The sequence below is a fragment of the Arenibacter antarcticus genome (assembly GCF_041320605.1).
GTDB classification, from domain to species: Bacteria; Bacteroidota; Bacteroidia; order Flavobacteriales; family Flavobacteriaceae; genus Arenibacter; species Arenibacter antarcticus.
This window is the reverse complement of record NZ_CP166679.1, coordinates 2,629,127-2,645,762: the sequence shown is the minus strand read 5'-3', so window position 1 is coordinate 2,645,762 and position 16,636 is coordinate 2,629,127. Positions and strand designations below refer to the sequence as shown.

At 49.1% G+C, this 16,636-nt stretch carries 1 protein-coding gene; it reads left to right on the top strand.

What is annotated here, in order from left to right:
• Positions 1-437 precede the first annotated feature (437 nt).
• Positions 438-16,553, top strand: coding sequence for a hypothetical protein (locus tag KCTC52924_RS10810; protein ID WP_370671457.1), 16,116 nt, complete (start codon positions 438-440; stop codon positions 16,551-16,553).
• The last annotated feature ends 83 nt before the right edge of the window (positions 16,554-16,636 follow it).

Sequence of the window (16,636 nt, the reverse complement as noted above, 5' to 3'; positions counted from 1 at the left end):
TAGATACTTTTCCCATCCTTGGAAATAAATTAATGGATTCTAGTTTTCTGGTCTAGGATTAGACAAGTTTAATTAAGTGAATATCTTGAAGTTTATTATTTGATAATAATCGGGACTAACCCTCTCCGAAGAGGGAAAAATAAATCATTATTTTAAACAAATTAAACCAAGAAATCAAGCACTTTTTGGCATAGCCAAAAACGACAAATAGCTCCTCATTTTGACTATTTCTACGCAGCAAAAGTAAAGTGGAGTGTTTATTTACAAATAAAAACCGCAGGGATTGAAGCAGTTTAAATACACATTTTAAAGTCAAGATTCCCACAGGACGTTGCACACCACATTTTTTGGAGCATTCACAACATTATATAAGGGGCGCGCGGTTTCTAAGCTAGTTTTGGCGTAAAACAGGCTATAACCACCCACACCACTCATTGATGGACTTTAAAAAACTACTCTTCTTACTTTTTATACTTGGCAGCAGTTATCTAACCGCCCAGGTAAAAATTGGAGAAAATCCCAATACTATTAATTCAGCTTCGATAGTTGAATTGGAAAGTACCACTAAGGCCTTTGTACTTACTAGAATTACCACTTCCCAGATGGAAAGCATTAAACCGCTACGCGGGGCCATGGTATTCAATATAGAGGAACAATGCGTTTTCTTTTACAATGGATCTCAATGGAACAATCTATGTAATGGAGGAACAACTCCTACAGGGGGTGTTGGCATACAATCGACAGTTGATAATGGCAACGGCACTATAACCTTTCATTACACAGACGGAACAAAATTTACTACTTCCAATTTAAGAGGACCCCAAGGATTGCCTGGAGCCAATGGAAAAGATGGAACTGATGGAGCTACTGGTTCTACTGGTACCCAAGGAGAAAAAGGAGAGACTGGAGAACAAGGAATTCAAGGTCTAGCTGGAGCTGATGGACAAGGTGGCGTTGACGGAGCTAAAGGCGAAAAAGGTGATGACGGTGAAGTTGGACCAGAAGGACCGATTGGTTTAACAGGAACACAAGGTGAAAAAGGAAATAAAGGTGAAAAAGGTGAAATCGGAGCTACTGGTGCACAAGGAATCCAAGGTTTCCAAGGTGAAATCGGAGCTACTGGTGCAACTGGAGCCCAAGGAGATACAGGTGAAAAAGGTGAGACCGGAGCACAAGGAATTCAAGGTCTAGCTGGAGCTGATGGACAAGACGGAGCAACTGGTCAAGACGGAATTGATGGTGTTGACGGAACAAATGGAAATGACGGCGCTACAGGAACTCAAGGAGAGAAAGGTGATACTGGAGCTACTGGTGAAACTGGTGAGCAAGGCGAAAAAGGAGATACTGGAGCACAAGGAGAGCAAGGAATTCAAGGGGTAACTGGAACTACTGGAGCAAAAGGCGACCAAGGAGAAACTGGTGCAACTGGTACAACTGGTGCACAAGGTGAAAAAGGAGAAACTGGAGCCGCTGGTACCAATGGAAACGACGGAGCTACTGGTGCAACCGGAGCAACTGGCGACAAAGGTGATACTGGAACAGCTGGAGCCCAAGGAGAGCAAGGTATTCGAGGAGAGACTGGAGAGCAGGGTGAGAAAGGAGATACTGGAGCAGCTGGACAAGATGGTTCTGATGGACAAGACGGCGCTGATGGAAATGACGGAGCAACTGGTGAAACTGGAGCACAAGGTATTCAAGGAATAACAGGAGCAACCGGTGCCGCAGGTACCAATGGAACTGATGGCGCGCAAGGAGAGCAGGGAATCCAAGGTGAGACTGGTTCTAAAGGAGATACTGGAGCGCAAGGAGCAACAGGAACTCAAGGAGAGAAAGGTGATACTGGAGCAGCAGGTACCAATGGAACAGACGGTGTAGATGGAAATGATGGAGCAACTGGTGCTCAGGGTGAGCAGGGAATCCAAGGTGAGACTGGTTCTAAAGGAGATATTGGAGCGCAAGGAGCAACAGGAGCTCAAGGACTAGCTGGTGCTGATGGACAAGACGGCGCAGATGGAAATGATGGAGCAACTGGTGAAACTGGTGCACAAGGCGACCAAGGAATTCAGGGTATCCAAGGAGAAAAAGGTGATACAGGTAACACTGGAGCACAAGGACCAGCAGGAGTCGATGGACAAGATGGTGCTACAGGAGCAATTGGTGCAACTGGTGACCAAGGAATCCAAGGTGAGACTGGAGAACAAGGGATAAAAGGAGAAACTGGAGCCGCAGGTCAAGATGGCGTTGACGGAACAAATGGAACTGACGGAGCTAAAGGTGAAACTGGAGCAGCAGGTGAAAATGGAACTGACGGAGCAACAGGTGCACAAGGCGAAAAAGGAGATACAGGTAACACTGGAGCTACTGGTGCAACTGGTGACCAAGGTATTCAAGGTCTAGCTGGTGCTGATGGACAAGACGGCGCAGATGGAAATGACGGAGCTACTGGTGAAACTGGAGCTCAAGGTGAGCAAGGAATACAAGGTGTTACAGGTAACACTGGAGCTACTGGTGACCAAGGTATTCAAGGTCTAGCTGGTGCTGATGGACAAGACGGCGCAGATGGAAATGACGGAGCTACTGGTGAAACTGGAGCTCAAGGTGTTACTGGTGCAACCGGAGATAAAGGAGATACAGGTGAAAAAGGTGACACTGGAGCACAAGGAATTCAAGGTCTAGCTGGTGCTGATGGACAAGACGGCGCAGATGGAAATGACGGAGCTAAAGGTGAAACTGGAGCAGCAGGTACCAATGGAACAGACGGTGTAGATGGAAATGATGGAGCAACTGGTGAAACTGGAGCTACTGGTAAAACTGGTGAGCAAGGCGAAAAAGGAGATACAGGCGCTCAAGGACCAATTGGTATAACAGGAGAAGCAGGTGAAAATGGAACTGAGGGCGCCCAAGGAGAGCAAGGAATTCAAGGTATTCAGGGTGATACTGGAGCTACTGGTGCGACTGGAGCCCAAGGTGCAACAGGTGAGCAAGGTGTTCAAGGAGAGACTGGAGCCGCAGGTCAAGATGGTTCTGATGGAGCTAAAGGTGATACCGGGGCTCAAGGACCAATTGGTTTAACAGGTGCAGCAGGTGAAAATGGAACTGATGGCGCCCAAGGAGAGCAAGGAATACAAGGGGTAACTGGTAACACTGGAGCAACTGGTGAAAAAGGTGACACTGGTGCTCAGGGTGCCCAAGGAATTCAGGGTGAGATTGGAGCTACTGGTGAGCAAGGTGTCCAAGGTGAAAAAGGAGATACTGGGACTCAAGGAATTCAAGGAGCAACAGGAGCTAATGGTAGAGACGGAATTGATGGTGTAGACGGAGCTACAGGAGCACAAGGTGTTCAAGGTGGCCAAGGAATCCAAGGTGAGACTGGAGCAGCAGGTGCTACTGGTAGCCAAGGCGAAAAAGGAGATACAGGAGCAGCAGGTCAAGATGGCGTTAACGGAACAAATGGAACTGACGGAGCTACTGGTGAAAAAGGTGAGACAGGAGAACAAGGTATTCAAGGGGTAACTGGTGCAACCGGAGATACTGGAGCCGCAGGTCAAGATGGTTCTGATGGAGCTAAAGGTGATACTGGTGAGCAGGGAATTCAAGGAGAGACTGGAGCAGATGGAACAAACGGAAATGATGGCGCTACTGGTGAAACCGGAGCACAAGGTGAAAAAGGTGACGCAGGTGCCGATGGTACTGATGGAGCTAAAGGTGATACCGGGGCTCAAGGCGACCAAGGAATTCAAGGTATTCAGGGTGAAACCGGAGCAGCTGGTGCTACTGGTAGCCAAGGAGAAAAAGGAGATACTGGAGCAGATGGAACAAACGGAAATGATGGCGCTACTGGTGAAACCGGAGCACAAGGCGAAAAAGGAAACAAAGGAGATACAGGTAATACTGGAGCAGCTGGACAGGACGGAATTGATGGTGTAGACGGAGCTACTGGTGAAACTGGAGCTCAAGGTATTCAAGGTGTTACTGGTGCAACCGGAGATAAAGGAGATACAGGTGAAAAAGGTGAGACCGGTGCACAAGGAATCCAAGGTTTCCAAGGCGAAAAAGGAGATACTGGTGCAACTGGAGCCCAAGGAGATACAGGTGAAAAAGGTGAGACCGGAGCACAAGGAATTCAAGGTCTAGCTGGTGCTGATGGAAATGACGGAGCTACTGGTGAAACTGGAGCTCAAGGTGAGCAAGGAATCCAGGGTATTCAAGGAGAGACCGGAGAAACTGGTAACACTGGAGCAGCTGGACAGGACGGAATTGATGGTGTAGATGGATCAAATGGAACTGACGGCGCCAAAGGTGAAACGGGTGCTCAGGGTGAGCAGGGAATACAAGGTTTCCAAGGCGAAAAAGGAGATACTGGAGCGCAAGGAGAGCAAGGAATTCAAGGTATCCAAGGTGAAATCGGAGCTACTGGTGCAACTGGTGACCAAGGTATTCAAGGTCTAGCTGGAGCTGATGGACAAGACGGAGCAACAGGTGCTACTGGTGCAACTGGAGCTAAAGGAGATACCGGAGCAGCTGGACAGGACGGAATTGATGGTGTTGACGGAACAAATGGAACTGACGGCGCTAAAGGTGAAACGGGTGCTCAGGGTGAGCAGGGAATACAAGGTTTCCAAGGCGAAAAAGGAGATACTGGAGCGCAAGGAGAGCAAGGAATTCAAGGTATCCAAGGTGAAAAAGGAGACACAGGTAACACTGGACAAGACGGAGCAACCGGACTACAAGGAGTTCAGGGTGAAAAAGGAGAAACTGGAACAACTGGTGAGCAAGGCGAAAAAGGAGAGACTGGAGCCGCAGGTAGAGACGGAATTGATGGTGTTGACGGAGCAACTGGTGCAACAGGAGAAAAAGGAGATACAGGAGCAGCTGGTGAAACTGGAGCTCAAGGTGAAAAAGGAGACACAGGTGCCGATGGTACTGATGGAGCTAAAGGTGATACCGGGGCTCAAGGCGACCAAGGTATTCAAGGAGAAACTGGTGCAACTGGTGACCAAGGTATTCAAGGTCTAGCTGGAGCTGATGGACAAGACGGAGCAACTGGTGCACAAGGAATACAAGGTGTTACAGGTAACACTGGAGCAACTGGCGAAAAAGGAGATACAGGAGCAGCAGGACAAGATGGAATAAATGGAACTGACGGTACTAAAGGTGATACTGGGGCTCAAGGACCAATTGGTTTAACAGGAGCAGCAGGTGAAAATGGAACTGAGGGCACCCAAGGAGAGCAAGGAATACAAGGTGTTACAGGTAACACTGGAGCTAAAGGAGATCCTGGTGCGCAAGGTGTAAAAGGAGATGACGGTGAAGTTGGACCAGAAGGACCAATTGGTCTAACAGGAACACAAGGCGAAAAAGGAGATCCTGGAGCCGCTGGTGCCAATGGAACAGACGGTGTAGATGGAAATGACGGAGCTAAAGGTGAAACTGGAGCAACAGGAGCTCAAGGTGTAAAAGGAGATACTGGAGCCGCTGGTACTGATGGAACAGACGGAAACGACGGAGCTAAAGGTGATACCGGGGCTCAAGGACCAATTGGTTTAACAGGAGCAGCAGGTGAAAATGGAACTGATGGCGCCCAAGGAGAGCAAGGAATTCAAGGTATCCAAGGTGAAAAAGGAGATACAGGAGCAGCAGGTCAAGATGGCGTTGACGGAACAAATGGAATTAATGGTGCAACCGGAGAACAAGGCATACAAGGAGAAACGGGTGCTCAGGGTGAGCAGGGAATCCAAGGTTTCCAAGGCGAAAAAGGAGATACAGGAGCAGCAGGTACCAATGGAACAGACGGTGTAGATGGAAATGATGGAGCAACTGGTGAAACTGGAGCAACAGGTGACCAAGGAATACAAGGACAAACTGGTGAAACTGGAGCTACTGGTAAAACTGGTGAGCAAGGCGAAAAAGGAGATACAGGCGCTCAAGGTGATAAAGGTGAGACCGGTGCAACTGGTGACCAAGGACTAAAAGGCGAAAAAGGAGATACTGGAGCAGCTGGACAAGATGGTTCTGATGGACAAGACGGCGCTGATGGAAATGACGGAGCAACTGGTGAAACTGGAGCACAAGGTATTCAAGGAATAACAGGAGCAACCGGTGCCGCAGGTACCAATGGAACTGATGGCGCGCAAGGAGAGCAAGGAATTCAAGGTATTCAGGGTGATACTGGAGCTACTGGTGCAACTGGTGACCAAGGTATTCAAGGTCTAGCTGGTGCTAATGGACAAGACGGAGCAACTGGTGAAAAAGGAGAAACGGGTGCCACAGGTCAAGATGGTGTAGACGGAACAAATGGAAATGATGGAGCCCAAGGAGATACAGGTGAAAAAGGTGAGACTGGTTCTAAAGGAGATACTGGAGCCGATGGACAAGATGGTGTAGACGGAACAAATGGAACTGACGGTGCTAAAGGTGATACTGGGGCTCAAGGTGAGCAAGGAATACAAGGTGTTACAGGTAACACTGGAGCAACTGGCGAAAAAGGAGATACTGGAGCAGCTGGAGCTAAAGGAGATACCGGAGCAGCTGGACAGGATGGAATTGATGGTGTTGACGGAGCAACCGGTGCCAATGGACAAGATGGCATTGACGGAACAAATGGAACTGACGGCGCTAAAGGTGAAACGGGTGCTCAGGGTGAGCAGGGAATACAAGGTTTCCAAGGCGAAAAAGGAGATACTGGAGCAGTTGGACAAGATGGAATTGATGGTGCTACTGGAGCTCAAGGTGAAACTGGAGCAGATGGAACAAACGGAAATGATGGCGCTACTGGTGAAACCGGAGCACAAGGACTAACTGGAGCAGCTGGACAAGATGGAGCTGACGGAGCAACAGGTGCTACTGGTGCAACTGGAGCTAAAGGAGATACCGGAGCAGCTGGACAGGACGGAATTGATGGTGTTGACGGAGCAACCGGTGCCAATGGACAAGATGGAACTGACGGCGCTAAAGGTGAAACGGGTGCTCAGGGTGAGCAGGGAATCCAAGGTATACAAGGAGAAAAAGGTGAGACCGGAGAACAAGGACTAGCTGGAGCTACAGGCGCAACTGGAGACCAAGGAGAAAAAGGAGATACAGGTAATACTGGAGCAACAGGAGATACAGGTGAAAAAGGTGAGACCGGAGCACAAGGAATTCAAGGCATACAAGGAGAAAAAGGAGATAAAGGTGATCAAGGTGAAATCGGAGCTACTGGTGCTGCAGGTACCAATGGAACAGACGGCGCAGATGGAAATGACGGAGCAACAGGAATTCAAGGTATTCAAGGTGAAACCGGAGCAGCAGGTGAAAAAGGAAATGAGGGCGCCCAAGGAGAGCAAGGAATTCAAGGTATCCAAGGTGAAAAAGGAGATAAAGGAGCAGCAGGTCAAGATGGCGTTGACGGAACAAATGGAATTAATGGTGCAACCGGAGAACAAGGCATACAAGGAGAAACGGGTGCTCAGGGTGAGCAGGGAATCCAAGGTTTCCAAGGCGAAAAAGGAGATACAGGAGCTGCTGGACAAGATGGAATAAATGGAACTGACGGAGCTAAAGGTGATAAAGGAGATGACGGTGAAGTTGGACCAGAAGGACCAATTGGTCTATCAGGAACACAAGGCGAAAAAGGAGATACTGGAGCCGCAGGTCAAGATGGCGTTGATGGAACAAATGGAAATGACGGAGCTACAGGTGCACAAGGCGACCAAGGTGAGACTGGTTCTAAAGGAGATACTGGTGCACAAGGAGAGCAAGGAATTCAAGGGGTAACTGGAACTACTGGAGCAAAAGGCGACCAAGGAACCCAAGGTGAGACTGGAGAACAAGGGATAAAAGGAGAAACTGGAGCCGCAGGTCAAGATGGCGTTGATGGAACAAATGGAAATGACGGAGCTACTGGTGCACAAGGCGAAAAAGGAGATAAAGGAGAAACTGGTGACTCAGGTACCAATGGAACAGACGGAGTAACCGGACAACAAGGAGTTCAGGGTGAGCAAGGTATCCAAGGTGAAATCGGAGCTACAGGTGCACAAGGCGACCAAGGTGAGACTGGTTCTAAAGGAGATACTGGTGCACAAGGAGAGCAAGGAATACAAGGTGTTACAGGTAACACTGGAGCAACTGGCGAAAAAGGAGATACTGGAGCAGCAGGTGAAACTGGAGCCGCAGGTCAAGATGGTTCTGATGGAGCTAAAGGTGATACTGGTGAGCAGGGAATTCAAGGTATTCAAGGAGAGACCGGTGCAACCGGAGATACTGGAGCCGCAGGTCAAGATGGTGTTGACGGAACAAATGGAATTAATGGTGCAACTGGTACAACTGGTGCACAAGGAGAAACGGGTGCTCAGGGTGAGCAGGGAATCCAAGGTTTCCAAGGCGAAAAAGGAGATACAGGAGCAGCAGGTCAAGATGGAATAAATGGAAATGACGGAGCTAAAGGTGATACCGGGGCTCAAGGACCAATTGGATTAACAGGAGCAGCAGGTGAAAAAGGAAATGAGGGCGCCCAAGGAGAGCAAGGAATTCAAGGTCTAGCTGGAGCTGATGGACAAGACGGAGCAACTGGTGAAACCGGAGCAACTGGTGAAAAAGGAGAAACGGGTGCTCAGGGAATCCAAGGTTTCCAAGGCGAAAAAGGAGATACAGGAGCAGCAGGTGAAAATGGAACTGAGGGCGCCCAAGGAGAGCAAGGAATACAAGGTGTTACAGGGAACACTGGAGCAACTGGTGAAAAAGGAGATCCTGGAGCGCAAGGTGATAAAGGAGATGACGGTGAAGTTGGACCAGAAGGACCAATTGGTTTAACAGGAACACAAGGTGAAAAAGGAGACACAGGTAACACTGGACAAGACGGAGCAACCGGACTACAAGGAGTTCAGGGTGAAAAAGGAGATACTGGAGCCGCAGGTCAAGATGGCGTTGACGGAACAAATGGAAATGACGGAGCAACTGGTGAAACTGGAGCTCAAGGAGAGCAAGGAATACAAGGTGTTACAGGGAACACTGGAGCGCAAGGTGATAAAGGAGATGACGGTGAAGTTGGACCAGAAGGACCAATTGGTTTAACAGGAACACAAGGTGAAAAAGGAGACACAGGTAACACTGGACAAGACGGAGCAACCGGACTACAAGGAGTTCAGGGTGAAAAAGGAGAAACTGGAACAACTGGTGAGCAAGGCGAAAAAGGAGAGACTGGAGCCGCAGGTAGAGACGGAATTGATGGTGTTGACGGAGCAACTGGTGCAACTGGAGCACAAGGTGACCAAGGTATTCAAGGACAAACTGGTGCAACAGGAGAAAAAGGTGAAAAAGGAGATACTGGAGCAGCTGGACAAGATGGAATAAATGGAACTGACGGTGCTAAAGGTGATACTGGGGCTCAAGGACCAATTGGTTTAACAGGAGCAGCAGGTGAAACTGGAGCCGCAGGTCAAGATGGTTCTGATGGAGCTAAAGGTGATACTGGTGAGCAGGGAATTCAAGGTATTCAAGGAGAGACCGGTGCAACCGGAGATACTGGAGCCGCAGGTCAAGATGGTGTTGACGGAACAAATGGAATTAATGGTGCAACTGGTACAACTGGTGCACAAGGAGAAACGGGTGCTCAGGGTGAGCAGGGAATCCAAGGTTTCCAAGGCGAAAAAGGAGATACAGGAGCAAAAGGCGACCAAGGAATCCAAGGTATTCAAGGTGAGACTGGAGCCGCTGGTGCCAATGGAACAGACGGTGTAGATGGAACTGACGGAGCTACTGGTGCAACTGGTGCAACTGGTGCTAAAGGAGATACCGGAGCAGCTGGACAGGACGGAATTGATGGTGTTGACGGAGCAACCGGTGCCAATGGACAAGATGGCATTGACGGAACAAATGGAACTGACGGCGCTAAAGGTGAAACGGGTGCTCAGGGTGAGCAGGGAATACAAGGTTTCCAAGGCGAAAAAGGAGATACTGGAGCGCAAGGAGAGCAAGGAATTCAAGGTATCCAAGGTGAAATCGGAGCTACTGGTGCAACTGGTGACCAAGGTATTCAAGGTCTAGCTGGAGCTGATGGACAAGACGGAGCAGATGGTGAAACTGGAGCTCAAGGTATTCAAGGTGTTACTGGTGCAACCGGAGATAAAGGAGATACTGGAGCCGCAGGTGCCGATGGTACTGATGGAGCTAAAGGTGATACCGGGGCTCAAGGCGACCAAGGAATTCAAGGTATTCAGGGTGAAACCGGAGCAGCTGGTGAGACTGGAGCCGCTGGACAAGATGGAATTGACGGAACAAATGGAAATGACGGAGCCCAAGGAGAGCAAGGAATTCAAGGTATCCAAGGTGAAAAAGGAGAAACTGGTGCAGCTGGACAAGATGGAACAAATGGAAATGACGGAGCTACTGGTGAAAAAGGTGAGAAAGGAAATACTGGAGAAGCAGGTGCTCAGGGTATTCAAGGTCTAAAAGGTGACGCAGGTGCCCAAGGAGAGCAAGGAATTCAAGGTATCCAAGGTGAAATCGGAGCTACTGGTGCAACTGGTGACCAAGGTATTCAAGGTCTAGCTGGAGCTGATGGACAAGAAGGAGCAACTGGTGCACTAGGAATACAAGGCATACAAGGAGAAAAAGGAGATACAGGAGCAGCTGGTGAAAAAGGAGATCCTGGAGCGCAAGGTGATAAAGGAGATGACGGTGAAGTTGGACCAGAAGGACCAATTGGTCTAACAGGAACACAAGGCGAAAAAGGAGATACTGGAGCCGCTGGACAAGATGGCGTTGACGGAACAAATGGAAATGACGGAGCAACTGGTGAAACTGGAGCTCAAGGAGAGCAAGGAATACAAGGTGTTACAGGGAACACTGGAGCAACTGGTGAAAAAGGAGATCCTGGAGCGCAAGGTGATAAAGGAGATGACGGTGAAGTTGGACCAGAAGGACCAATTGGTTTAACAGGAACACAAGGTGAAAAAGGAGACACAGGTAACACTGGACAAGACGGAGCAACCGGACTACAAGGAGTTCAGGGTGAAAAAGGAGAAACTGGAACAACTGGTGAGCAAGGCGAAAAAGGAGAGACTGGAGCCGCAGGTAGAGACGGAATTGATGGTGTTGACGGAGCAACTGGTGCAACTGGAGCACAAGGTGACCAAGGTATTCAAGGACAAACTGGTGCAACAGGAGAAAAAGGTGAAAAAGGAGATACTGGAGCAGCTGGACAAGATGGAATAAATGGAACTGACGGTGCTAAAGGTGATACTGGGGCTCAAGGACCAATTGGTTTAACAGGAGCAGCAGGTGAAACTGGAGCCGCAGGTCAAGATGGTTCTGATGGAGCTAAAGGTGATACTGGTGAGCAGGGAATTCAAGGTATTCAAGGGGTAACTGGTGCAACCGGAGATACTGGAGCCGCTGGACAAGATGGCGTTGACGGAACAAATGGAAATGACGGAGCAACTGGTGAAACTGGAGCTCAAGGTGAGCAAGGAATACAAGGTGTTACAGGTAACACTGGAGCAACAGGAGAAAAAGGAGATACAGGAGCAGCTGGACAAGATGGAATAAATGGAACTGACGGTGCTAAAGGTGATACTGGGGCTCAAGGACCAATTGGTTTAACAGGAGCAGCAGGTGAAAATGGAACTGAGGGCGCCCAAGGAGAGCAAGGAATACAAGGTTTCCAAGGCGAAAAAGGAGATACAGGAGCAGCAGGTCAAGATGGCGTTGACGGAACAAATGGAATTAATGGTGCAACCGGAGAACAAGGCATACAAGGAGAAACGGGTGCTCAGGGTGAGCAGGGAATCCAAGGTTTCCAAGGCGAAAAAGGAGATACAGGAGCAGCAGGTCAAGATGGAATAAATGGAAATGACGGAGCTAAAGGTGATACCGGGGCTCAAGGACCAATTGGATTAACAGGAGCAGCAGGTGAAAATGGAACTGAGGGCGCCCAAGGAGAGCAAGGAATTCAAGGTATCCAAGGTGAAATCGGAGCTACTGGTGCAACTGGTGAGCAAGGTATTCAAGGTCTAGCTGGAGCTGATGGACAAGACGGAGCAACTGGTCAAGACGGAATTGATGGTGTTGACGGAACAAATGGAACTGACGGTGCTAAAGGTGATACTGGGGCTCAAGGACCAATTGGTTTAACAGGAGCAGCAGGTGAAAATGGAACTGAGGGCGCCCAAGGAGAGCAAGGAATACAAGGTGTTACAGGGAACACTGGAGCTAAAGGAGATCCTGGTGCGCAAGGTGATAAAGGAGATGACGGTGAAGTTGGACCAGAAGGACCAATTGGTCTAACAGGAACACAAGGCGAAAAAGGAGATACTGGAGCCGCTGGACAAGATGGCGTTGACGGAACAAATGGAAATGACGGAGCAACTGGTGAAACTGGAGCTCAAGGTGAGCAGGGAATTCAAGGAGAGACTGGAGAGCAAGGTGAGAAAGGAAATACTGGAGAAGCAGGTGCTCAGGGTATTCAAGGTCTAAAAGGTGACGCAGGTGCCCAAGGAGAGCAAGGAATTCAAGGTCTAGCTGGAGCTGATGGACAAGACGGCGCAGATGGAAATGACGGAGCTACTGGTGAAACTGGAGCTCAAGGTGAGCAAGGAATACAAGGTGTTACAGGTAACACTGGAGCAACTGGCGAAAAAGGAGATACAGGAGCAGCAGGACAAGATGGAATAAATGGAACTGACGGTACTAAAGGTGATACTGGGGCTCAAGGACCAATTGGTTTAACAGGTGCAGCAGGTGAAAATGGAACTGAGGGCGCCCAAGGAGAGCAAGGAATTCAAGGTATCCAAGGTGAAAAAGGAGATACAGGAGCAGCAGGTCAAGATGGCGTTGACGGAACAAATGGAATTAATGGTGCAACCGGAGAACAAGGCATACAAGGAGAAACGGGTGCTCAGGGTGAGCAGGGAATCCAAGGTTTCCAAGGCGAAAAAGGAGATACAGGAGCAGCAGGTCAAGATGGAATAAATGGAAATGACGGAGCTAAAGGTGATACCGGGGCTCAAGGACCAATTGGATTAACAGGAGCAGCAGGTGAAAAAGGAAATGAGGGCGCCCAAGGAGAGCAAGGAATTCAAGGTCTAGCTGGAGCTGATGGACAAGACGGAGCAACTGGTGAAAAAGGAGAAACGGGTGCCGCAGGTCAAGATGGTGTTGACGGAACAAATGGAATTAATGGTGCAACCGGAGAACAAGGCATACAAGGAGAAACTGGTGCAACTGGTACAACTGGTGCACAAGGAGAAACGGGTGCTCAGGGAATCCAAGGTTTCCAAGGCGAAAAAGGAGATACAGGAGCAGCAGGTCAAGATGGTGTTGATGGAGCTAAAGGTGATACAGGTAACACTGGAGCACAAGGACCAGCAGGAGTCGATGGACAAGATGGAATAAATGGAACTGACGGAGCTAAAGGTGATACCGGGGCTCAAGGACCAATTGGTTTAACAGGAGCAGCAGGTGAAAATGGAACTGAGGGCGCCCAAGGAGAGCAAGGAATTCAAGGTATCCAAGGTGAAATCGGAGCTACTGGTGCAACTGGTGACCAAGGTATACAAGGAGATACTGGTGCCGCAGGTGAAAATGGAACTGATGGAGCCCAAGGAGATACAGGTGAAAAAGGTGAGACTGGTTCTAAAGGAGATACTGGAGCCGATGGACAAGATGGTGTAGACGGAACAAACGGTGTAGATGGACAAGACGGAGCAACTGGTGAAACTGGAGCCCAAGGACTAACTGGAGCAGCTGGACAAGATGGAGCTGACGGAGCAACAGGTGCTACTGGTGCAACTGGAGCTAAAGGAGATACCGGAGCAGCTGGACAGGACGGAATTGATGGTGTTGACGGAGCAACTGGTGCAACTGGAGCACAAGGTGACCAAGGTATTCAAGGTATTCAGGGTGAAACCGGAGCAGCTGGTGCTACTGGTAGCCAAGGAGAAAAAGGAGATACAGGAGCAGCAGGTGAAAATGGAACTGAGGGCGCCCAAGGAGAGCAAGGAATACAAGGGGTTACAGGTAACACTGGAGCAACTGGTGAAAAAGGAGATAAAGGTGATCAAGGTGAAATCGGAGCTACTGGTGCCACAGGTACCAATGGAACAGACGGAGCAACCGGACAACAAGGAATTCAGGGTGAGAAAGGAGAAACTGGAGCAGCAGGTACCAATGGAACAGACGGTGTAGATGGAAATGATGGAGCAACTGGTGAAACTGGAGCAGATGGAACAAACGGAAATGATGGCGCTACTGGTGAAACTGGAGCTACTGGTGACCAAGGGATACAAGGAGAGAAAGGTGATACAGGTAACACTGGAGCACAAGGACCAGCAGGAGTCGATGGACAAGATGGAATAAATGGAACTGACGGAGCTAAAGGTGATACCGGGGCTCAAGGACCAATTGGTTTAACAGGAGCAGCAGGTGAAACTGGAGCCGCAGGTCAAGATGGTTCTGATGGAGCTAAAGGTGATACTGGTGAGCAGGGAATTCAAGGTATTCAAGGAGAGACCGGTGCAACCGGAGATACTGGAGCCGCTGGACAAGATGGCGTTGACGGAACAAATGGAAATGACGGAGCAACTGGTGAAACTGGAGCTCAAGGTGAGCAAGGAATACAAGGTGTTACAGGTAACACTGGAGCAACTGGTGCACAAGGAATACAAGGCATACAAGGAGAAAAAGGAGATACAGGAGCAGCTGGTGAAAAAGGAGATCCTGGAGCGCAAGGTGATAAAGGAGATGACGGTGAAGTTGGACCAGAAGGACCAATTGGTCTAACAGGAACACAAGGCGAAAAAGGAGATACTGGAGCAAAAGGCGACCAAGGAATTCAAGGGGTAACTGGAACTACTGGAGCAAAAGGCGACCAAGGAATCCAAGGTATTCAAGGTGAGACTGGAGCCGCTGGTGCCAATGGAACAGACGGTGTAGATGGAACTGACGGAGCTACGGGTGAAACTGGTGCTCAAGGTATTCAAGGAGAGACTGGAGAGCAAGGCGAAAAAGGAGATACTGGTGCTGCAGGTACCAATGGAACAGACGGCGCAGATGGAAATGACGGAGCAACAGGAATTCAAGGTATTCAGGGTGAAACCGGAGCAGCTGGTGCTACTGGTAGCCAAGGAGAAAAAGGAGATACTGGAGCAGCAGGTCAAGATGGTGTTGATGGAGCTAAAGGTGATACTGGGGCTCAAGGACCAATTGGTTTAACAGGAGCAGCAGGTGAAAAAGGAACTGATGGTGCAACCGGAGAACAAGGTGAGCAAGGAAACAAAGGAGATACAGGTAATACTGGAGCAGCTGGACAGGACGGAATTGATGGTGTAGACGGAGCTACTGGTGAAACTGGAGCTCAAGGTATTCAAGGTGTTACTGGTGCAACCGGAGATAAAGGAGATACAGGTGAAAAAGGTGACACTGGAGCAACCGGAGATACTGGAGCCGCAGGTCAAGATGGAAATGACGGAGCAACTGGTGCAACTGGAGCCCAAGGTATTCAAGGTGAGACTGGTGCAACCGGAGCAGCTGGTGCTACTGGTAGCCAAGGAGAAAAAGGAGATACTGGGGCAACTGGTGACAAAGGTGAGACCGGAGCACAAGGAATTCAAGGTCTAGCTGGTGCTGATGGACAAGACGGAGCAGATGGAAATGACGGAGCTACTGGTGAAACTGGTGAGCAAGGCGAAAAAGGAGATACTGGAGCAAAAGGCGACCAAGGAATTCAAGGTATTCAAGGTGAGACTGGAGCCGCTGGACAAGATGGAATTGACGGAGCAACTGGTGCACAAGGCGACCAAGGAATTCAGGGTATCCAAGGAGAGACCGGAGAAACTGGTAACACTGGAGCTACTGGGGTAACTGGTGAGCAAGGAATACAAGGAGAGAAAGGTGAGCAGGGAATCCAAGGTTTTCAAGGCGAAAAAGGAGATACTGGAGCCGCAGGTCAAGATGGCGTTGACGGAACAAATGGAACTGACGGAGCTACTGGTGAAACTGGAGCACAAGGCGACCAAGGAATTCAAGGTATTCAGGGTGAAACCGGAGCAGCTGGAGCAGCAGGTCAAGATGGTGTTGATGGAGCTAAAGGTGAAACTGGAGCGCAAGGAGCTACAGGAACTCAAGGAGAGAAAGGTGATACAGGTAACACTGGAGCTAAAGGAGAAACTGGAGCACAAGGACCAGCAGGAGTCGATGGACAAGATGGTGCTACAGGAGCAAATGGTGCAAAAGGTGATAAGGGAGATCCTGGGGAAAGTGAAGCTGGTGGTGGATTTATTCGATCAATAAGGACTACTAATACAAGTACAACCTTATTACCAGATGATTTCACCCTGATTGTTAAAGGGGAAAGCAATACAATTTCATTTCCTACAAATGCCAGTACAGGGCAGATATACGTTATAAAAAATATGGGGGTTATCAAAGCAAATAATGGTAATAACAATGGTCATCATAAGAATAACAGGATGAACATAGCTATTACAGGTCTTGGTGGAGGAGGCTCAAATGAATTAATGGGCGATACCCACTGGTTCCAATATGATGGAAATGATTGGCATATTATTGGATCCTATTAATAGTATTCCAGAAATAATACTTAGGTGATAAATACAACTTAATTGAAAAATATGAAAATTGCATTAACAAATTATTAAACCAA

Excerpts from the sequence above, each read along its gene's own strand:
- KCTC52924_RS10810 (WP_370671457.1), top strand. The coding sequence starts at position 438 with ATGGACTTTAAAAAACTACTCTTCTTACTTTTTATACTTGGCAGCAGT.